The sequence below is a fragment of the Kitasatospora sp. NPDC056138 genome, from assembly GCF_042264695.1.
Lineage (GTDB): Bacteria > Actinomycetota > Actinomycetes > Streptomycetales > Streptomycetaceae > Kitasatospora.
The window spans coordinates 68,293-88,817 of sequence record NZ_JBHJVK010000029.1 but is presented as its reverse complement, the minus strand read 5'-3'; the positions used below and the strand labels follow the sequence as shown (position 1 = coordinate 88,817).

The 20,525-nt window shown below is 72.6% G+C and carries 11 protein-coding genes and 1 pseudogene; 6 read left to right on the top strand and 6 right to left on the bottom strand.

All coding sequences use genetic code 11. From position 1 onward, the window contains the following. Nucleotides 1–8: 8 nt before the first annotated feature. Nucleotides 9–6,272 (top strand): annotated as a pseudogene (locus ACFC1R_RS19270) (type I polyketide synthase); the annotation flags it as partial. Between the two features lie 143 nt (nucleotides 6,273–6,415). Beyond that, complete coding sequence (locus tag ACFC1R_RS19265; RefSeq protein ID WP_375940048.1) at nucleotides 6,416–7,177, top strand: thioesterase II family protein; 762 nt, start codon at nucleotides 6,416–6,418, stop codon at nucleotides 7,175–7,177. Nucleotides 7,178–7,378: 201 nt separating this feature from the next. Here ACFC1R_RS19265 and ACFC1R_RS19260 read toward each other — a convergent pair whose 3' ends face one another. The 4 genes from ACFC1R_RS19260 to ACFC1R_RS19245 all read right to left on the bottom strand — a co-directional run bounded on the left by ACFC1R_RS19260 (nucleotide 7,379) and on the right by ACFC1R_RS19245 (nucleotide 14,005). Then, nucleotides 7,379–10,213, bottom strand: coding sequence for a helix-turn-helix transcriptional regulator (locus tag ACFC1R_RS19260; protein WP_375940046.1), 2,835 nt, complete (start codon nucleotides 10,211–10,213; stop codon nucleotides 7,379–7,381). 729 nt (nucleotides 10,214–10,942) lie between these two features. Next, entirely contained in the window at nucleotides 10,943–11,362 is a 420-nt protein-coding gene (locus ACFC1R_RS19255; RefSeq protein WP_375940044.1) for a transposase family protein, read from the bottom strand. Nucleotides 11,363–11,480: 118 nt separating this feature from the next. Further along, entirely contained in the window at nucleotides 11,481–13,166 is a 1,686-nt protein-coding gene (locus ACFC1R_RS19250) for a flavin monoamine oxidase family protein (RefSeq protein ID WP_375940042.1), read from the bottom strand. Between the two features lie 35 nt (nucleotides 13,167–13,201). Next, on the bottom strand, nucleotides 13,202–14,005 hold the full coding sequence (locus tag ACFC1R_RS19245) for a carbon-nitrogen hydrolase family protein (protein ID WP_375940040.1): 804 nt from the start codon (nucleotides 14,003–14,005) through the stop codon (nucleotides 13,202–13,204). Nucleotides 14,006–14,347: 342 nt separating this feature from the next. Here ACFC1R_RS19245 and ACFC1R_RS19240 point away from each other — a divergent pair, with 342 nt between their 5' ends. The 4 genes from ACFC1R_RS19240 to ACFC1R_RS19225 all read left to right on the top strand — a co-directional run bounded on the left by ACFC1R_RS19240 (nucleotide 14,348) and on the right by ACFC1R_RS19225 (nucleotide 18,347). Further along, nucleotides 14,348–15,280 (top strand): ACP S-malonyltransferase, encoded by a 933-nt coding sequence (locus ACFC1R_RS19240; protein WP_375940038.1) that lies wholly within the window; start codon nucleotides 14,348–14,350, stop codon nucleotides 15,278–15,280. 26 nt (nucleotides 15,281–15,306) lie between these two features. Beyond that, the gene (locus tag ACFC1R_RS19235) at nucleotides 15,307–16,167 is read left to right on the top strand and encodes a metallophosphoesterase family protein (protein WP_375940036.1); all 861 of its coding nucleotides are present in this window, start codon (nucleotides 15,307–15,309) and stop codon (nucleotides 16,165–16,167) included. After that, on the top strand, nucleotides 16,164–16,820 hold the full coding sequence (locus tag ACFC1R_RS19230; protein WP_375940034.1) for a 4'-phosphopantetheinyl transferase: 657 nt from the start codon (nucleotides 16,164–16,166) through the stop codon (nucleotides 16,818–16,820). The genes ACFC1R_RS19235 and ACFC1R_RS19230 overlap by 4 nt, the downstream gene beginning before the upstream one ends. A 117-nt stretch (nucleotides 16,821–16,937) precedes the next feature. Then, complete coding sequence (locus tag ACFC1R_RS19225) at nucleotides 16,938–18,347, top strand: class I adenylate-forming enzyme family protein (RefSeq protein WP_375940032.1); 1,410 nt, start codon at nucleotides 16,938–16,940, stop codon at nucleotides 18,345–18,347. Between the two features lie 11 nt (nucleotides 18,348–18,358). Here ACFC1R_RS19225 and ACFC1R_RS19220 read toward each other — a convergent pair whose 3' ends face one another. Continuing rightward, a complete protein-coding gene (locus ACFC1R_RS19220; protein ID WP_375940030.1) occupies nucleotides 18,359–18,985 on the bottom strand; it encodes a response regulator in 627 nt (208 codons plus the stop codon). Nucleotides 18,986–19,188: 203 nt separating this feature from the next. Then, a complete protein-coding gene (locus ACFC1R_RS19215; RefSeq protein WP_375940028.1) occupies nucleotides 19,189–20,421 on the bottom strand; it encodes a sensor histidine kinase in 1,233 nt (410 codons plus the stop codon). Nucleotides 20,422–20,525 lie beyond the last annotated feature (104 nt).

Below are 20,525 nucleotides of genomic sequence, written 5' to 3'. Positions count from 1 at the left end.
CGGCTGAGATGGCGGCCGAGGAAAAGCTTCGGTACTTCCTCAAGCGAGTGACGGCGGACCTGCACGAGACCCGTCGCCGGCTCAAGGAGGTCGAGGACGGCGAGCACGAGCCGATCGCGATCGTCGGTATGGCCTGCCGGTTCCCGGGCGGGGTGTCCTCCCCCGAGGACCTGTGGCGCATGATCGCCTCCGGTACGGACGGCATCTCGCCGTTCCCCACCGACCGTGGCTGGGACGTCGAGAACCTCTACCACCCGGACCCGGACCACCCCGGCACCTCCTACACGGCGGAGGGCGGGTTCCTGCACAACGCGAGCGAGTTCGACCCGGGATTCTTCGGGATCTCGCCGCGTGAGGCGATGTCGATGGATCCGCAGCAGCGGCTGCTGCTGGAGACCTCGTGGGAGGCGTTCGAGCGGGCCGGCATCGACCCGAACTCGGCGCGCGGCAGTCGGACCGGCGTCTTCGTCGGCGTGATGTACAACGACTACGGCATGCTGCTCCAGCAGTCGGTGGAGGCGTTCGAGGGCTACGTCGGCACCGGGAGTTCCGGCAGTATCGCCTCGGGCCGGGTGGCCTACACCCTCGGCCTGGAGGGTCCGGCCGTCAGCATCGACACCGCCTGCTCGTCCTCCCTGGTCGCCCTGCACCTGGCGGCGCAGGCGCTGCGCAACGGCGAGTGCACCCAGGCCCTGGCCGGCGGTGTGGTGGTGATGGCCACCCCGGCGTCGTTCGTGGAGTTCAGCCGCCAGCGCGGTCTGTCGGCCGACGGCCGCTGCAAGGCGTTCTCGGCGGACGCCGACGGCGCCGGCTGGGGCGAGGGCGTCGGCATGCTCCTGGTGGAGCGGCTGTCGGACGCCCGCCGCAACGGCCACCCGGTGCTGGCGATCGTGCGGGGTTCCGCCGTGAACCAGGACGGCGCGAGCAATGGCCTCACCGCGCCCAACGGTCCGTCCCAGCAGCGGGTGATCCGGCAGGCCCTGGCCGCAGCCGGGCTGACGGCGGGTCAGGTCGACGCGGTGGAGGCGCACGGCACCGGTACGACGCTGGGCGATCCGATCGAGGCGCAGGCACTGCTGGCCACCTACGGCCAGGACCGCCCTGCGGACCGGCCGCTGCTGCTGGGTTCGCTGAAGTCCAACATCGCCCATACCCAGGCTGCGGCCGGTGTCGGCGGGGTGATCAAGATGGTGCAGGCGATGCGGCACGGTGTGCTGCCGCAGACTCTGCACGTCACCGAGCCGTCCCCGGACGTGGACTGGTCGGCGGGTGCGGTCGAGCTGCTGACCGAGGCTCGGGCCTGGCCGGAGACCGGCGAGCCGCGCCGCGCGGGCGTCTCCTCGTTCGGCATCAGCGGAACCAACGCCCACGTGATCATCGAGCAGGCGCCGGTCGAGGAGGACCCGACCGCCGCCGTCGAACCGACCGGATCCGCAGCCCCGGTGGCGCTGCCGTGGGTGCTGTCGGGCCGTTCGGTGCAGGCGCTGCGCGGCCAGGCCGAGCGACTGCTGGCCCGGCTGGACGCCGACCCGGAGCTCGGCGCGGCCGACCTCGGGTGGTCGCTGGTCACCACACGCGCAACGCTGGAGCACCGGGCCGCCGTGGTGGGCACCGACCGGGCCGAACTGCGCCGGGGCCTGGCGGCGCTGGCGGCCGGGGAGTCGGCGGCGAACCTGCTGCTGGGTGTGGCCGGTCCCGGGCGCCGGACAGCGTTCCTGTTCACGGGGCAGGGGAGCCAGCGGGTCGGGATGGGCGCCGAGCTGTACGAGGCGTTCCCGGTGTTCGCCGAGGCTTTCGATGCGGTGTGTGCCGAGTTGGACGGGCACCTGGAGCGTCCGCTGCGGGAGGTGGTGTTCGCGGGTGAGGGCGGTCTGCTGGACCGGACCGAGTACACCCAGCCCGCGCTGTTCGCGGTCGAGGTGGCGCTGTTCCGCCTGGTGGAGTCGTGGGGTGTGCGGCCGGACTTCCTGGCGGGCCATTCGATCGGTGAGCTGGCTGCGGCGCACGTGGCGGGTGTGCTCTCGCTGGCGGATGCCGCCGTACTGGTGGCGGCTCGTGGCCGGTTGATGCAGGCGCTTCCCGCCGGTGGTGCGATGGTGGCGGTGCAGGCGTCCGAGGCGGAGGTGCTGCCGCTGCTGACCGCCGAGGTGGGCATTGCGGCGGTCAACGGGCCGTCTTCGGTGGTCATTTCCGGCGATGAGCGGGCGGTGCTGGAGGTTGCGGAGAAGCTCGCTGCTGATGGTCGGAAGACCAAGCGGCTGACGGTCAGCCACGCGTTCCACTCGCCGTTGATGGAGCCGATGCTGGCGGAGTTCCTGGCGGTGGCCGAGGGGCTGACCTTCAACGAGCCTCGGATCCCGATCGTCTCGACGCTCACCGGCAAGGTCACCGAGGAGCTGGTCACCCCCGAGTACTGGGTGCGGCACGTCCGCGAGGCCGTCCGCTTCCACGATGCGATGCGGGCACTGGAGGGTGAGGGCGTCCGCACGTTCCTGGAGCTGGGCCCGGACGGCACGCTCTCGGCGATGGGCCAGGAGTGTGTGACGGAGGAAGCGGTGTTCGCACCGGTGCTGCGTCGTGACCGTTCCGAGGCACCCAGCTTCACCACCGCACTGGCACGACTGCACGTTCGGGGTGCCAAGCTCGACTGGCAGGCAGTCTTCGCGGGTACCGGCGCGCAGCGCGTCGACCTGCCGACGTACGCCTTCCAGCGCGAGCGCTACTGGCCCAAGCCCTACACGGGTTTCTACGGTGACATCGCCGCAGTCGGTCTGGGGTCGGCCGACCATCCGCTGCTCGGTGCCAGTCTCGCGCTGGCGGATGCCGAGGGCCAGCTCTTCACCGGCCGTCTCGGCCTCGATACCCACCCGTGGCTCGCCGACCATGCCGTGCTGGGCGCGGTCCTGCTGCCGGGAACGGCGTTCGTGGAGCTCGCGGTCCGGGCCGGCGACCAGGTCGGCTGCGGACTGGTGGAGGAGCTGGCCCTGGAGGCACCGCTCGTCCTGCCCGAGCGCGGCGGGGTCCAGCTGCAGGTGGCCGTGGGCGCGCCGGACGAGTCGGGTCGGTGCCCCTTCACCCTGCACTCGCGGTCCGAGGACGCTCCGCTCGATCTCCCCTGGACCAGGCACGCCACCGGCGTGCTCGCCCAGGCCCCGAGCGGTCCGGGCCTCGATCTGACCGAGTGGCCGCCACAGGGCGCCGAGCCGGTCCAGGTCGACGGGCTGTACGAGGGCTTCGCCGCGCTCGGCTTCGGCTACGGTCCCGCCTTCCGGGGGCTGCGGTCCGCCTGGCGGCGCGACGGCGAACTGTTCGCCGAGGTCGCCCTGCCCGAGGAGGTCGCGGCGCAGGCCGCAGCCTTCGGACTGCATCCGGCGCTCCTCGACTCCGCCCTGCACACCCTGGGCCTCGGCGGACTCCTGGCGGACGCCGCCGGCGCGCGCCTGCCGTTCGCCTGGAGCGGGGTCACCCTACATGCCACGGGTGCGGCCGAGCTGCGGGTGCGGATCCGTGCGGTGGGAGAGGACACGCTGGCGATGGACCTGGCCGACCCGGCCGGTTGTCCGGTGGCGACGGTCCGCTCGCTCACGCTGCGCCCGCTCTCGCCGGAGCAGCTCGGTGCGAGTGGCGGCGGGACGGGTGACGCGCTGTTCGGGCTGGAGTGGGTGACGCTGCCCGCTCCGGCGGAGGTGTCGCGGGCCGCGCACGACTGGGCGGTCCTCGGTGCCGTGCCGCCCGAGGCGGCCGGGTGGGCGGAAGCCGGTCCTGTCGGCTACCCCGACCTGGACGCGCTGGCCGTGGCCGTCGCCGCAGGTGCGCCGCTGCCGGCGCAGGTGCTCGCGTTCTGTCCGCCCGCCGCCGACGCGGGCCGGGACGCGGCGAAGGCCGCTCACCAGGCGGCCCGCTGGGCACTGGAGTTGGTCCAGTCCTGGCTCGCGGAGGACGCCACCGCCGGCTCGCGGCTGTATCTCGCGACCCGGGGTGCGGTGTCGACCCGGGCGGGGGAGGACGTGTCCGACCTGGGGGCCGCCGCCGTGTGGGGCCTGGTCCGTTCGGCCCAGACCGAGAACCCGGAGCGGATCGTCCTGCTCGACCTGGACGGGGACGAAGACTCCTACCGCTCACTGCCTGCGGTGGCGTCCGGCTCGGAGCCGCAACTGGCGATCCGGAGCGGGCGGGCGCACGCGCCTCGGCTGACCCGGGTGGCCCCGCAGCCGGACGTCGATCCGGCCGGGGCCGCCGGCGCCGACTGGGATCCCTCCGGCACGGTGCTGGTCACCGGTGCCACGGGTTCGCTGGGCCGACTGCTGGCCCGCCACCTGGTCGCCGAGCGCGGCGTGCGCCACCTGCTGCTGGTCTCCCGCCGGGGCGGAGCGGCCGACGGCGCAGCGGAGTTGGAGCGGGAACTGGCCGAGCTGGGCGCTGAGGTGCGCCTGGCCGCCTGCGACGTGGCGGACCGGGAGGCCGTGGCCGCGCTGCTCGATTCGGTTCCGGCCGGTCACCCGCTCACCGCGGTGGTGCACGCCGCCGGCCTGCTCGACGACGGGGCCGTCGCCTCGCTCACCGAGGAGCGGGTCGACCGGGTCCTGCGACCCAAGGCGGACGCGGCCTGGAACCTCCACGAGCTGACGAAGCACCAGCAGCTCGCCGCCTTCGTGCTGTTCTCCTCGGTGGCCGGTGTGTTCGGCGGACCGGGGCAGGCCAACTACGCCGCGGCCAATGCCTTCCTGGACGCGCTGGCCGCGCACCGGCAGGCCCACGGGCTTCCCGCCGTCTCGCTGGCCTGGGGACTATGGGAGCAGGACGGCGGCATGGGCGGCCGGCTCGCCGAGGCCGACCGGCAGCGGCTCGCCCGCGGCGGGGTCGCGCCGCTCTCCGTGGCGGAGGGCCTGGCGCTGTTCGATGCCGCCGATGCGCTGGACCGGGCGCTGCTGGTCCCGGCCAGGCTGAACCTCGCCGGGCTCCGCGCCCACGCCGCCGCGACCGGAGAGGTGCCGGCGCTGCTGCGCGGGCTGCTGCGCGTCCCGGCCCGCAGGTCGGCGACGGCGGTCCAGGAGTCGGCCGACGCGCTGACCGGGAAGCTCGCCGGGCTGACCGCGCCCGAGCAGGAGAGCGTCCTGCTCGGCCTGGTCCGCACCAACGCCGCCGCCGCACTCGGCCACCCGGGCCCGGAGGCGGTCGACGTCGAACGCGGCTTCCTGGAACTGGGCTTCGACTCGCTCACCTCGGTCGAGCTGCGCGACCGGCTGGCCCTGGCCACCGGACTGCGCCTGCCCGCCACCCTGCTGTTCGACCAGCCCACCCCGAGGCTGCTGGCCGTCCGGCTGCGGGAGCTGCTGGCCGACACCGCCACGTCAGGCACTGAGGCGGGCCCGGCCGAGGACGCCCGGCCGTTTGGCACCATCGGCACGTTGCTGCGGAGCGCCGCAGAGACCGGCCGGAGCCGGGAGTTCATGGAACTGCTGTTCACGGCCTCCCGCTTCCGGCCGTCCTTCGGGGTGGCGGAGGCGGCCGCGCTGGCACCGCGGCCGGTCCGGCTGGCCGAGGGGACCGAGCAGCCCGTCCTGGTCTGCCTGCCCTCGCTGCTGGCGATCTCCGGTCCGCACCAGTACGCCCGGATCGCCGCCGCCTTCCGCGGCCGACGGGTCAGCGCGCTGCCGCTGCCGGGCTTCGGGGACGACGAGCCGCTGCCCGCCACGGCGGAGGCGATCCTCGAAGCCCTCGCACAGAGCGTGCTGCGCACGGCCGGGGGAGCCCCCTTCGTCCTGCTCGGCCACTCCACGGGCGGTCTGCTCGCCCAGGCCGTGGCGGTCCGGCTGGAGGAGCTGGGCTCGGACCCGGCTGCGGTGGTCCTGGTGGACACGTACTCCTTCGAGAGCGACGGTCACGGCCACCAGGACGGCCACCCCGGCGGAGGCCACCGGGGTGGCCGGGGGGAGGACCTGCTGCCGGCCCTCACCGGGGCGATGCTGGCACGCGAGGGGACGTACGTCCGGATGGACGACACCCGGCTCATCGCCATGGGCGGCTACCTGCGGCTCTTCGCCGACCGCCGGCCCGCCGAACTCGCCGCGCCCACGCTGCTGGTCCGGGCCGTGGACGTGCTGGCCGCCTCCGGGCGGGACGGCGCGGCCGGGCCGGAGACCGCCGTACTGGCCTCCTGGCCGCTGGAGCACACCGTCCTGGACGCAAGCGGCGACCACTTCACCGTGATGGAGGAACACGCCGCCGCCACTGCCGAGCTGATCGAGAATTGGCTGCGCGAGGTGTGCTGAACATGCTGAGGTGTGCTGGACGCACCACAGCGACTCCCGAACCGCTGTCCCGGCCCGACCCCCGGCGGGCCGGGGCAGCCCCGGTGGACCTTCACCGGAACACACTTGACAGGCTGTCAGATGACGAGAGAGACGAGGGATCGATGACCACGCCCACCAGCACCGAGTACGACCGCTGGATACGCCGCTTCCACCAGGCCCCCGACAGCAAGGTGCGCCTGCTCTGCCTGCCGCACGCCGGCGGCTCGGCGAGCTTCTACTTCCCGGTCTCGGCGGCCCTGTCGCCCCGGATCGAGGTTCTCGCCGTCCAGTACCCGGGACGTCAGGACCGCCGGAACGAGCCGAGCATCGGCACGGTCGCCGAACTGGCGGACCAGGTCCACCGGATGATCCGCACGCTGGACGACCGGCCGCTGGGCATATTCGGCCACAGCATGGGTGCGATCCTCGGCTTCGAGCTGGCCCGGCGGCTGGAGGCGGACGGGCGTCCGCCCGCCGTCCTCTTCGCCTCGGGGCGGCGCGGACCGGGCACGCACCGGGAGGAGACCGTCCACCTGCGCAACGACGACGGCCTGGTGTCCGAGCTCAAGGGGCTCAGCGGCACCAACACGGCGCTGCTCGGTGACGAGGAGATCCTGCGGATGATCCTGCCCGCGATCCGCAACGACTACCGGGCCATCGAGACCTACCGGCGTCCGGAGGGCGGGCCGCTGAGCAGCCCGATCGTGGCGCTGATCGGTGACGACGACCCCAAGTCCACCGTCGAGGAGGCCAAGGCCTGGTCGGAGGAGACCACCGGCGAGTTCTCGCTGCGGGTCTTCCCCGGCGGCCACTTCTACCTCGCGACGGAGCAGAAGGCCGTGCTCGCCGAGATCACCGACCGCCTCGGGGTCACCGCCGGCTGACCGCCCGGGGCGGGTGGACGACGACCGGAGGGCGCGGGGAACCGGGCGACAGGCCCCTGCGAAGGTGCAGGGCCCGTCGTCCGGTTCCCCGCGCCCCGGGGGTCCGTCCCGCCGGTCGGACACCAGCGGCGGTCGGACGGTGGGAAAGCGGCAGGCGGGAAACGGTGAGCGGCGAGCGGGGATCCGGACCGAAGCGGATCGTCAGGCGCAGGAGGAGCTGTTGCCGGTCGAGACCAGGCAGAGCTCGCCGGGCAGGTCGCTGCGCCGGGTGACCTTGAGCTTGCGGTAGACCCGGGTCAGGTGCTGTTCCACCGTGCTGACGGTGATGAACAGCTCCCGGGCGATCTCCCGGTTGGTGTGGCCGAGTGCCGCCAGCGAGGCGACCCGCCGTTCGGCGTCGCTCAGGTCGCCGGCGAGGGGCGCGGCCGCCGTCTGCGGGCTCTCCTCGCGGACGTCGCAGAACATGCTGGACAGTCCGCGCAGGATGGGCTCGGCGGAGTGCTCCTTGGCCAGCTGCCAGGCCCGGTTCATCATGACCCGGGAGCGCTTGTGGTCGCCCAGGTTCTGGTAGGCGTAGCCCAGGTCGGCGAGGGCCAGGGCCAGCTCGACCGGTGAGTCGCAGCGCTGGAGCTCGTCCACGGCCTGGCGCAGCAGGGAGGGACGGTAGCGGAGCTCGGCGACGGCGGCACCCAGTCGGAGGGTGATGCCACGGGAACGGGAGGGGCCGGGCCGGAGCCGCTTGGACTGCTCGTCGATCAGGACCTTGGCCTGCTGGTGGTTGTCCGTGCTCAGGTGGACCCGGGCGGCGGCGGCCCGCCACGGCACCACGGCCGGCAGGTCGATGCCCCACTCCTGCATCATCTCGCCGCAGATCAGGAAGTCGTCGAGGGCTGCGTGCGGGTTGTTGGTGGCCAGCCGGTACTCGCCCCGGGCGTGCAGGTAGTGCAGGCCGTAGCGGGTCTTGTAGATGGCCTGCGGCACCGGGCGGCTCAGCAGTTCCGCCGCGTCCTCGTACTTGCCCATCGCGGTCTGGGCCATCAGCAGGACGGCGGTCGGCAGACCGATCGTCACTCCCCACCCCTGCCACGGCATCTGGTCGAGGGCGATCTTGGCGAAACGTTCCGCCTCGGCGAGCCGGCCCTGCCGGAACGCGATCAGGCTGCGCAGCGCCAGCAGCGGCGGCCGCCAGCCCTCGGCGGCGCGGCCGATCCTGCCCAGCAGCTGGTCGCAGCAGACGGCCGCGCGGTCCAGCTGGTCGCCGTAGACGAGCGCGAGCAGGGCGAACTCGGCCTGCTCCCAGGAGCGGTAGCTCAGCCGGATGCTGCGCAGGACCTGCTCCGCGCCGAGGAAGGTGTTCTCGCCGGCGCAGCCGCTCAGCACCTCGTCGAGGACGGCGGCGGCCTGCAGCTGCGGGTCGGCGCGGACCGCGGCGGGGGCGCGGTCCTCGTTGACGCTGCACGGCCCGAACGGCGGCAGTTCGGCCAGCGCACCGGGGTAGGAGCTGGAGAGCAGCAGTTTGACGGTCTGCAGTTCGGCGGTGGTCCGGCCCTCGGCCGGGCGTCCCTGGGCCAGCAGGTGGTCGAGCACGGCTGCCGCCTCGGTGATCCGCCCGTGCCGCAGCAGGTACTTGACGACCACGACGGAGTGCCGGTCGCCGAGGTCGCCGGCCCGCAGCGCGGCGGTGAGCTGGGGCAGGTGCCTGGTGGCGTTGCCGGCCTGGAGCTGCCACTCGACGCCGGCCAGCAGGGTGAGCACCTCGCCGCGCTGCCGGTGGTCGGTGCAGATCCGGTGGGCGTGCTCGACGCAGCGCCTGGCCAGGTCGGCGTCCCCGTCGTAGAGCGCCTGGCGGGCGACGTCGCACAGGACCCTGGTGCTCCAGCCCTCGCCCGGTTCGTTGGACGACAGCAGCCGCTCGGCGATGGCCCGTTCGGGCGCGCCCTGGGCGTAGAGGAGGTGGGCGGCGCGGTGCTGGAGCCGGCTGAGGCCGGCCGCCTCGGCGTCGTGCAGGACGGCGGTGCGGACGGCGGGGTGCCGGAACCGGCCCTGCTCCAGCAGACCGGCCGACTCCAGGCCGCGGATGACGCACTCCACCGAGGCGGGGGAGAGGTCGAGCAGCTGCCCGAGCAGGTGGGTGGAGCAGCTGTCACCGAAGACGGCGATGCCGCGGGCCACGGCGAGGGCGGAGGGTTCGCTGCGGTGCAGGCAGCTGACGACGGCCTGGGAGAACGCGTACCCGGCGCCCAGCATGGACGGGCGCTGTTCGGACGGCAGCCGGGTGCAGGTCCGCAGGTCTTCCAGGAGTGCGTGTATCAGCAGCGGGTTCCCGCCCGTCAGGGCGTCGAAGTGGGAGGACAGTTGGGCGGCGCGCTCGACGTCGAGCCGGGACTCCAGGAGCTGCAGCACGCCCTGGCGGCTGAGCGGGCCGAGCAGGATGCGCAGGCAGTTCGGCTGGCGCAGCAGCTCGGCGTGGAAGGCGGGGTTGGGGTGCTGCGCGGAGGTGCGTTCGGTGAGGACCACGGCGATGCGTGCGGTGCCGAGCCGGCGGATCAGGAAGAGCAGCCACTGGAGCGACAGCGGGTCGGCGTGGTGGACGTCGTCCACGCAGATCAGCAGCGGGCGGGCGGTGGAGAGCTCGAAGAGCACCGCGCACAGCTCCTGGACCAGGTCGGTGGGGAGCTGCCACGGTTCCGGCTCCGGACCGGCGGGTGCGGTGTGCTCGGCCGCGGTTCTCTCGCAGATGAGGAGCAGGTGCCGCACCTGCTCCCGGCGCTCGGCGGTGAGCGTGGCCTGTCGGAGCAGCTGTCCGACGATGCTCAGCGGTGTACGGCACTCGGCCTGTGCCCCGACGGCCCGCAGCGTGGTGACGCCGGAGCGGTTCGCCTCCTCGCACAGGGCGTTCAGCAGCCCGGATTTCCCGCTGGCCACCGGACCGACGACCAGGCCGATCGAGCCGGTGCCCTGGAGTGGGTCGGCGGTGAGCCGGGTCAGGAGCCGCAATTCCTCGATGCGTTCGATGAGGCCGGATCGGGCCGTCATGTAGTGGACTCCTTGCTTCAGGTCCCGAATCCCGCCCAGGGGTGTCCGATGAGGGAGGACGTGCGCCGTGGGCCGGGGTCTGTTCTGAGGTGAGAGGATGCCGCTCTGCCGCCGGGTCGGCCGATCGCGGGCGGCCAGCCCCGGGCGTCAAGCAGTAGGAGCAGTTCGCCGTCTGGAACGAAGAGTTGATGGCACGTCAGTTCCCCCCGATGAGCCGGCAGCCGCCATGGCGGTCGAACGCGGATGGACGGTCAGGATTATCCGAAGTTCAACCATGTACTTGTCCGGGCGAATTCACGCCCGTGCACTCAGTCGGCGTGGCCGTCCTCGGTGGAGGGCCGACGATCGAGTTGCGGGACAACTGGTCTGAACATAACACCATCGTGGCCCGAGGAACGATGAGCGCCGTCAGGATCCGATCAATAATTGAAGGGCCTAGGTGCAGTAGGGGTGCCGGTAGGGGGTCCTGGGGGCCGGATTTGGCCCGGCAATCCACCTCAAAACGGACAATTTTCCCGTGCTCGAGCGGTGCGGAATGCAGCACTTGAAGTTAACCTGCGGGGCGCGGCGATGACCGATCGGTAAGAATTCGTTCATCGCTCCGTCAAACCTGCGGGATTCGGCAATCTCATAGACGGAATCCGACTGTCCCGTAATTATCGCCGCGCATACGCGAACGGCCGGTCCGCCACAGCGAAATCGCTGTGGCGGACCGGCCGTGGGGCGCGGTCAGCGGCGTTGGGCCGGGACCATCGGGGAGTCGTCCTCGTCGCAGCCGTCGTCGCACCTGTCGTCTGCTGCGCCGCTGTCGCCGCTCCCCGCCTCGCACCTGAGCGAGAGCCGGCAGCGCCGACGGCGCAGCGGGGAGAGTTCGAGGTGGGGGCCGAGGTGGCCGACGATCCGGTCGGCGGCCGACTTCGAGATGCCGAACAGGGTGGCGACCTCACGCATGGTCAGCTGGGTCCGCCAGTAGGCCGAGACCAGCAGGACCCGGTCCTCCAGGGAGAGCGTCCAGCGCCGTCCGGCGCGAGGTCCGTCGGCCCGGGCGCGCATGCGCAGCGTCTCCAGCAGGTCCTCGAACTCCGCCTCGTCCAGACCCGTGAGGAGTTCGACCCACGTGTGCTCCGACGCGTTGATCAACTGTGTCATGCCCAGCCCATAGGTGCCCCGCCCGACTGTGCCCAGCCCGGCCCTTCCCCGCCCACCATCGAAACACTTCCCCCGGTTGCCCCGCCCGATCACACACCCCTACCCCCGCAGGGAGCGCTCACTCCTCCGGCAGGAGGAGCGGGGCGATCTCCTCGAAGACGTCCCCGGGACCGGGATTGGACGGATGGCTCGCACCGCCCAGGCTGTCGACCACACCCCAGACCGCGTTGAGCGCCGTCGTGACCGCCCCCTCGGCGAACCCCGCCGTCCATGACACGTCGTCACCGGCCAGGAACAGGCCGCGCTGCTCCACCGGAGAGCCGTCCTGCACGAACTGCGTGAAGAGCCGCCGCTGGTAACGGTACTGACCGGGAAGGTTCGCTTTGAAAGCACCCATGAACAGAGGCTCCGTCTCCCATGTTACCGAGACCGGCGGCCCGCAGATGTGCTTTCGGAGATCGACTTCGGGGTAGATCCTGTGCAGCTCCGCGAGCAGCCGCTCCAGCCGCTCCTCGTCGCTCAGGGTGGCGACCTTCAGCGAGTCGTCGTTCCAGGTGTAGGAGAGGCAGATCACCCCGGGCCGCTCGGGCCCGTCGTCGAAGAGGTAGACCCCGCGCGGCATCCGGTCCGTGAGGGTCATGCTCATCAGGTCCTCGCCGGTGCGCGGGTCGCGGTCCAGCCAGAACGGGCGGTCGGTGAGGACGAACAGCTTGGAGGCACCCATGTAGTGGGTCCGTTCGACCGCCGTCCACTGCGGCACGGAGAGCAGCGCCGGGTCGCAGTCGATCCGGTTCAGCAGCGTCCACACGTGCGGCGTGAACACCACGGCCGGGTACGTCCGGAGCGCGCCGTGCGCGTCCTGGACCGCCACCCCGTCGGCCACCCGCCGCAGCGCCGTCACGGCGGGCTGCGGCCGGCCGTCGTGCAGGGCGGCGAGCGAGGTGTCGGCGGGCCAGTGCGCCGCGGGCCCGGCGGGCAGCGTCCACAGCCCCTCGACCAGCCGGCCGGTGCCGCCGACGATGCTCACCTGCTCCTGGTCGGCGCCGGTGAACACCACCCGCAGCACCTCCAGCACGGAGTTGGGGAAGTCGGTGTCCCAGCCGCCCGTGCCGAAGCCGACCTGACCGAAGACCTCCCGGTGCCGGAAGGACCGGAAGAACGGCGAGTTGGCGAGGAAGCCGTGGAAGGACTGGTCGTCCAGGGTGCGCACCATCCGGTTCCACACCGCTTTCAGCAGCGGGACGTCCCGGCGGCGGACCGCGTCCTCCATCACCGCCAGCTCGGCCTCCTCCCGCAGGGTCTTCTCCCAGGCGGCGGACACCTCCTGGTACACCGTCGGCAGGTCCTCGACGGTCCTGGCCAGGTGCCGCTCGCCGCCCAGGTGCACCAGGGTGCTCGACGTGTGCGGGGAGAGCGGGTTGGGGAACGGGCGGGTCTGCAGCCCGAGCAGGTCCAGGTAGTGGAAGAGCGAGGTGGCCGAGACCGGGAAGCGCATCGCCCCCATCTCGGCCACGTAGCCGGGGTCGGCCTCGAACGGCACCGCGCGCATCCGGCCGCCCAGCTCCCCGGCCTCGTACAGCACCGGACGCAGACCCAGCCGCATCAGCTCGTACGCCGCGACCAGGCCCGCGATCCCGCCGCCGACCACCGCCACCTCGGTGCCGTGGCGCTCCGGGGGCACCGCGCCGAGCCCGGCCGGATGGCGCAGCCAGTCGTCGTACGGGAAGGGGAAGTCGGGGCCGAACATGGTCAGCGGAGCGGTTGCGGCACGCATCGCCGGGCGCTCCTGGGCACTGAGGGACATCTGGGACACCTTTCGGGGCCCGGTCCGCGAGAGCCTCAGCCCAGACGGGCGGGCAGGCCCTCGTAGAGCTCGGGGCGCCGGTCGAGGAGATAGGGGGTGTCGGCGCGCGCCCTGGCCACCACGGCCGGGTCGACCTCCGCCAGCAGCAGGCCCTCGACCGGCTCCGCCAGCGTCAGCCGGGTGCCGTTCGGGGCGGCCACCGTGGTCAGACCGCAGAAGTCCAGGCTGAGCCGCTCGCCGATCCAGTTGGTGTAGGCGACGTAGAGCTGGCTCTCGAACGCGCGGGCGGGGACGATCGTCTGTGCGACGAACTCCCAGGGCCGCATCAACGCGGTCGGCACCACCAGTAGTTCGGTGCCGGCCAGCGCGTGCGCGCGCACCGCTTCCGGGAACTCGACGTCGTAGCAGACGAGCAGACCGACCGTCAGGGAGCCGAGCCGCGCCTGCACCACGCCGTGGTCGCCGGGGGCGAAACGGGAGCTGTCCACCTCGCCGAAGAGATGCGCCTTGCGGTACGCGGCCAGGGTGGAACCCTCGGCCGAGACCAGCCGGGCCGCGTTGAAGACCGCGGAACCGGTGTCCTCGGGCCAGCCGTGCACGATGGCGATGCCCTGCTCACGGGCGATCTCCGAGACCGCCGCGCAGTGCGGCCCGTCGACGGGCTCGGACACCTCGGCCAGCGTCCCCGGGCGCAGCGGATAGCCGCCCAGGGTCATCTCGGGGGCGACGAGCAGCTCCGCTCCCGCCGCCGCCGCCCGCCCGGCGACGTCCCGCAGCCGCGCCAGCAACTGCGGGACGTCGGGAGAGCCGCACGCGGCCTGCCAGCAAGCAATCCTCATCGCGAGTAGTCCCTCGGTAGCGGTGGAACCGTTCAACGTGGCCGTTTCCGGGCCGAAGCTATGGTGCGGCACCGGCCCGGACAACCCCTAACTTCCCCCTAGCGCAGCGCATTTGCGCTGGCCAGTGGCATGGTCCTGGTGGCCTGTCCGGCCGCTCGCACGCCCCACGTGCCGGCAGGGCGGCGAACTGCCCGGCCGACCCCGCGCCTTCGCACCCGATCCCCACGGTGCGGCCCGCCCGGCCCGCCGCTTAGGGGGCGTAGGGGCGCGGACAGGGGTAGCGGGCGGCGCGTGGATGGCTAGGCTCGAAGGCGACGCCGACCACCGAGAGAACGGGCTGAGATGACGACCGGTGAGCCGCGGAGCAGCGCGACCGTCTTCCCCGCCATGGGCCCTTCACGGTTCGCCGACTTCGGCAGATTCATGATCGTGAACGCGGAGGCCAGGGCCCGCTTCGCCGTCGCCGACGAGGTGCTCGGCTACAGCGTCTTCGACGCCCTGCGCGGGGCCGAGGACGACTACGACGAGGTCGCCCAGGTGGCCTCCTTCGTGACCTCCCTCGCGCTGGTCGAGTGGAGCGGCAAGTCCTCTCCCGAGCCCGCCGGTTACTGTGCGGGCGTCAGCTTCGGCAAGATGGCCGCCGCCGCCCACGCGGGCGTGCTCCCCTTCGACGCGGCCGTCCGGCTGGTCGCCGAGACCGCCCGCTGCGAGCGCGACTACTTCGCCGGACGGCACAGCGACATCGTCACCCACTCCTTCGTGAAGGTCCCGCGCGAGACCCTCGACCAGCTGCTCGCCGAACTCACCGACGCCGACGAGTGGTTCGAGATCTCCTCGTACCTGGACCACGACCTGTACATGGTCTCGCTGCACGAACGGGCGCTGGCCGGATTCAAGGAGCGGATCGGCGCGGTCGGCGGCTACTCCCTCTACACCATGCGCCCGCCCGCCCACGCGAGCCTCTTCGGCCCGCTGCGCGACCGGATCGAGCAGGAGATCCTGCCCGGCTACGAGTTGAGCGACCCCCGGATCCCGATCGTCTCCGACCAGGACGGCTCACTGGTCCGTACCGCCGGGCAGGCCCGCGAGTGGATCCTCGGCGGGTACGTCCGGCCGATGCGCTGGCCCGGGATCGTCGACACCCTGGTGGCCCAGGGCGTCGAGCGGATCAGCGTGGTCGGCCGGGACCGTCTGCTGCGCCGGCTCAGGTGCACCGTCGACAACTTCGCCACTACTACGATCGCACCGGAATCGGCCCTACGGCCCGTCAGTTGACCACCAGCGATCGGAAGGCACACCCCTTGTCGACCAACTCCCGCGGACCGGGCAGCACCCTGTTCGCCACCAGTGACCTGCACATCAGCTACCAGGAGAACCGCGAGATCGTCCGCGGGCTGCACCCCCGCACCCCGGACGACTGGCTGATCGTCGCCGGTGACATCGGCGAGCTGGTGGCGGACATCGAGTGGACGCTGCGCCTGCTCACCGAACGCTTCGCCGCCGTGGTCTGGGCGCCCGGCAACCACGAGCTGTGGACCCACCCCACCGACCCGGTGCAGCTGCGCGGCGTGGCCCGCTACCGGCACCTGGTGGAGCTCTGCCGCGGCCTGGGCGTGCACACCCCCGAGGACCCGTACCCGATCTGGCCCGGTGCCGACGGCCCGGTGCGGATCGCGCCGCTCTTCGTCGGGTACGACTACAGCTTCCGGCCCGCCGGCGCGGCCACCAAGGAGCAGGCGCTGGCCCGCGCGCACGAGACCGGCGTGGTCTGCGCCGACGAGTACCTGCTGCACCCCGACCCCTACCCGAGCCGCGAGGCCTGGTGCCGGGCCCGGGTGGCCGAGACCGAGGAGCGCCTGGCGGCCTGCGACCGCAGCGTGCCGACGGTGCTGGTCAACCACTACCCGCTGGTCAGGCAGCCCACCGACGTCCTGTACTACCCGGAGTTCGCGCAGTGGTGCGGCACCACGGCCACCGCCGACTGGCACACCCGCTTCGACACCGCGGCCGTCGTCTACGGACACCTGCACATCCCCCGCGTCACCCACTACGACGGCGTCCGCTTCGAGGAGGTCTCGGTGGGCTACCCGCGCGAGTGGCGCCGCCGGGGCGACGAAGCCCCGGCCGGCCTGCGGCAGATACTCCCGGAGGTGGCACGGTGATCGAACGGATCCTTCCCGCGGTGGTCGCCTCCGCCGAGACCACGGCCGAGGACGAGCCGATCGATCTCTTCCCCGAGGAGGCGGCGCACATCCGGCAGTCGGTGCCGCGCCGGCAGGGCGAGTTCCGCGCGGTCCGGGCCTGCGCCAGGCGGGCCCTGGCGGCGCTCGGGCACCGGGCCGTCCCGCTGCTGCCGGGCGAGCGGGGCGCACCGCGCTGGCCCGACCGGGTGGTGGGCAGCATGACCCACTGCCCGGGCTACCGCGCCGCCGCGCTCGCCCCGGCCGCCGAGCTGCTCACCGTCGGCATCGACGCCGAGCCCAACCAGCCGCTGCCCGACGGGGTGCTGGAGGCGGTCGCCCGCCCCGAGGAGCTGCCCCGGCTGGCGGCCCTCGCCGGAGCCCGCCTGGGGCTCTGCGCGGACCGGCTGCTCTTCAGCGCCAAGGAGAGCGTCTACAAGGCGTGGTTCCCGCTGACCGGGCTGATGCTCGACTTCTCGGAGGCGACCCTCACCTTCGAGCCCGACGGCACCTTCGCCGCCCGGCTGCTGGTGCCGGGACCGCTGGTCGCGGGCCGGCGGCTGCCGGGCTTCGAGGGCCGCTGGCTGGCCGAGGACGGCCTGGTGGTCACGGCGATCACCGTGCCGCACTCCTGACGTGCGCCCCGGAGTGCCGGCAGTACTGGAAACCAACAGCAGTTGAGATCTGCTCGTCGAATGCCGCGACCGCGACTGTCGGCGTCGGCCGCCGGGCACGGACAGGAAGAGAAGCCGATGGCGGCAAAGATCCTTGCGGAGACTTCGGTCGTGACCCTCGCCGAGTTCGAGCAGGACACCCTGCGGATAGCGCAGGTCCTGCGGGAGCGGGGCGTCGGACTCGGTCACCGGGTGCTGTTCAAGGCCGGGAACTCGATCAGCTACGTCTCGGTCCTCTTCGCCCTGATGCACCTGGGCGCCTCCGTCGTCCTGGTGGACCAGCAGGAGAAGCAGGAGACCACCGGGTCCATCATCCGGCGGGCCGGGACCAAGCTGGTCCTGGTGGACGACGACGCCCCGGTGCCCGCCGACGCCGACCCGGTCTACCTCTATGAGCTCCTCGCGGCCGCCCCCGACCTGGAGGTGACCGACCGCCGGCTCTGCTTCGACGCCTGGCGCGACCTCGACGACGCGCTGATCATGTGGTCCTCCGGATCCACCGGCGAACCGAAGGGCATCGTCAAGAACGGCGGCCGGTTCCTGACGAACCTGGAGCGCAACGCGCGGCACATGGGCCACCGCGCGGACGACGTCCTGCTGCCGCTGCTGCCCTTCTCCCACCAGTACGGTCTCTCGATGGTGCTGATCGCCTGGATCGTCCAGGGCTCGCTGGTGGTCGCCCCCTACCGGCGAGCCGACCGGGCCCTGCGGATGGCCGGGCACTTCGGTGCGACCGTCGTCGACGCCACTCCGGCGACCTACCGCAGCATGCTCACCATCATCAAGCAGCGGCCCCAGTTGGCCGGTGCGCTCGACGGGGTCCGGATGTTCTGCAGCGGCGCCGCGCCGCTGGACCAGGCGCTGGTGGACCGCTACGTCGAGCGCTTCGGCCTGCCGCTGCTGGACAGCTACGGCAGCACGGAGGCCGGCAACGTGGCCTTCGCGACCAGTGACAACCCGGTCTCCTGCGGCCAGGTGATGGACGGCCTGCGGATCAGGGTGGTGGACGACGAGGACCGCGAGGTGCCGGCCGGGGAGGTCGGTGAGCTGCTGATCGAGACCCCGGACGTGATGGTCGGCTACCTCACCCAGGACGGCGGGATCGACCCCGTCGACCAGCAGGTCTTCCGCACCGGCGACCTCGGCCACCTCGACGGGGCGGGCAACCTCTTCGTCCTCGGCCGCAAGTTCGCGGTCCACCGCAACGGCTACACCCTCTATCCGGAGATCGTCGAACGGAAGGCCGCCGCCGGCGGCTGCGCCACCCGGATCGTCCCGCTGCCCGACGAACGCCGGGGCAGCAGCCTGGTGTTCTTCGTCGAGGACGAGCAGCTGCGCGACGCGGCCCACTGGCGCCACCACCTCGCCGAGCTGCTGCCCCTCTACGAGCAGCCCAACCGGGTGGTCGTCGTGGAGCAGTTCCCGCTCAACCGCAACGGCAAGCCCGACAAGCGGAAGATGACCGAACTGGCCCTCGCCGAGGGCTGACCGGCCACCGCTCAGTCCAGCAGTCCACGCTCCATCGCGGCGAGCACCGCCGCCGTCCGGTCGGACACGTCGAGCTTCCTGAAGACCCGCAGCAGATGGGTCTTGACGGTCGCCTCGCCGATGTGGAGCTCCCGGCCGATGTCGGCGTTGGTCAGTCCGCGCCCGACCAGCAGCAGCACCTCGCGCTCCCGCCCCGACAGCGGCTGCGGTTCATGTGCCCTGGCCCGGAACAGCCTGCCCGCGACAGCGGGGGAGAGCACGGTCTCACCCCGGGCGGCGGCCCGGACCGCGTCGATCAGGTCCACCCGTGAACTGCCCTTGAGCAGGTAGCCGGCCGCACCGGCCTCGACCGCGCGCAGGATGTCCGCGTCGCTCTCGTAGGTGGTGACCACCACGACCTTGGGGCGGCGCGAGTGCGCCAGGATCCGGGCGGTCGCGGTGACGCCGTCCATCGCGCCCATCCGAAGGTCCATCAGCACCACGTCGGGGTCGAGCGAGGCGGCCAGCACCACCGCCTCCTCGCCGCCCCCGGCCGTGCCCACCACCGAGATCCCGGGCGCGGACTCCAGCATCGCCGACAGCCCCTCCCGCACCACGGGGTGGTCGTCGGCGATCAGGACGGTGATCGGTGGGGTCATCGGGTGCCTCCAAGGGTCTGAGCGCTCTCGGGCTGCATCCTTCCGCAGGCGGCGGGCATCCGGTGCGCCGGGGCGCGACCCGGCGCCGGCCAGGTGAGCTCCGCCCCGCCGCCCCCGGTCCCTGCGGCCCCCGGCCGGCCCGCCCGACGGTACCGGTCCGTGGCCCGCCCCGCGGGTGGACGTCCCCGTCCTCCGGGCCGGGTTCAGTCGAGCGGCACCAGGACGTCGACGGTGGTCCCGCGGCCGGGGGCGCTGGACAGTTCCACCGCGCCGCCGATCTCGGCCACCCGGGCCCGCATCCCGCGCAGCCCGTACCCGTGGTCGTCGTCCTGCTCCGGGTCGAAGCCGCGGCCGTCGTCCTCGACCAGCAGGCGGACCGAGATGTCGGTGAACTCGGTGCGCACCACGACCCGTTGGGCGCAGGCGTGCTTGCGGACGTTGGCCAGTGCCTCCTGCGCGGTGCGCAGCAGCACCACGCTCACCGCGGTCGGCAACGGGAACTCCGTGCCGCTGACCCGGTGGTCGACCGTCAGCCCGGTCTCGGCGGCGAGTGCCTCGCCCTGGCGCCGGACGGCCTCACCGAGGGAGTTGCCGCGCAGCGCGACCGGGGTCAGGGCGGCGACGAATCCGCGGGTCTCGGCCAGGTTGTCGGTGGCGGAGCGGGCGGCCAGATCCAGGTGCCTGCGGGCCAGTTCGGGCGCCTGCTCCAGTTCCGAGTCGGCGGCCTGGATCAGGGCGATGATGCTGGTCAGCCCCTGCGCCAGGGTGTCGTGGATCTCCCGGGCGAGCCGCTCCCGCTCGGCTGCGATCCCGGCCTGGCGGGAGAGGTGGGCCACCTGTTCGCGGCTCAGCTCCAACTCCTCGATCAGCTGGGCCCGGTCCCGGCTCTGCTCGACCACCCTGGTGATCCACAGACCGAGCAGCACCGCGAGCGCGATACCGAGCAGCGTGGTCGGCAGGATGCCGAGGACGGCCGATCCCAGCTCGCCGCTGGTGACCCAGACCAGGATCAGCGGAACGAGGTTGGCCAGCAGCACCACCACGATGCCGAGCGCCGAGGGCAGGCTCATCAGCAGCATCGGACAGAGCGCGAACAGCGCGAAGGAGCTGCGCAGATCGAGCGCGGTGGCGAGGCCGAACAGCGCGATCAGGCCGAGCGCGAACCACCGGCTGCGCCCGGCCTTCATCCGGCCGAGCATCAGCGCCCGGCCGAACCCCGCGTACCAGCAGACGATCAGGGTCAGCGCGGCGATCGCCCCGGCCAGCCGGCCCGGCGGGCTCTGGGAGGTGAGCAGCAGCCCGGTGGTGACCAGGTAGGACAGGCCGAAGTAGGCGTCCCAGAGCCCGAACCAGCGGACCACCGGGTCCAGACTGTCGTTCGCTTCCGGGGCCTTCTCTTCGGCCGAGGGCAGGTCAGGGGCGGTTCGAGGGGGCACGTCCACCAGTCCTACCACGGCTGCCCCGCCCGGTGCACCGCCCCGTCCGGGACACCCTCCGGGACACCGTCCGGTGCACCGCCCCGTCCGGGACACCCTCCGGG

Excerpts from the sequence above, each read along its gene's own strand:
- ACFC1R_RS19265 (WP_375940048.1), top strand. The coding sequence starts at position 6,416 with ATGACCACGCCCACCAGCACCGAGTACGACCGCTGGATACGCCGCTTC.
- ACFC1R_RS19260 (WP_375940046.1), bottom strand. The coding sequence starts at position 10,213 with ATGACGGCCCGATCCGGCCTCATCGAACGCATCGAGGAATTGCGGCTC.
- ACFC1R_RS19255 (WP_375940044.1), bottom strand. The coding sequence starts at position 11,362 with ATGACACAGTTGATCAACGCGTCGGAGCACACGTGGGTCGAACTCCTC.
- ACFC1R_RS19250 (WP_375940042.1), bottom strand. The coding sequence starts at position 13,166 with ATGTCCCTCAGTGCCCAGGAGCGCCCGGCGATGCGTGCCGCAACCGCT.
- ACFC1R_RS19245 (WP_375940040.1), bottom strand. The coding sequence starts at position 14,005 with ATGAGGATTGCTTGCTGGCAGGCCGCGTGCGGCTCTCCCGACGTCCCG.
- ACFC1R_RS19240 (WP_375940038.1), top strand. The coding sequence starts at position 14,348 with ATGACGACCGGTGAGCCGCGGAGCAGCGCGACCGTCTTCCCCGCCATG.
- ACFC1R_RS19225 (WP_375940032.1), top strand. The coding sequence starts at position 16,938 with ATGGCGGCAAAGATCCTTGCGGAGACTTCGGTCGTGACCCTCGCCGAG.
- ACFC1R_RS19220 (WP_375940030.1), bottom strand. The coding sequence starts at position 18,985 with ATGACCCCACCGATCACCGTCCTGATCGCCGACGACCACCCCGTGGTG.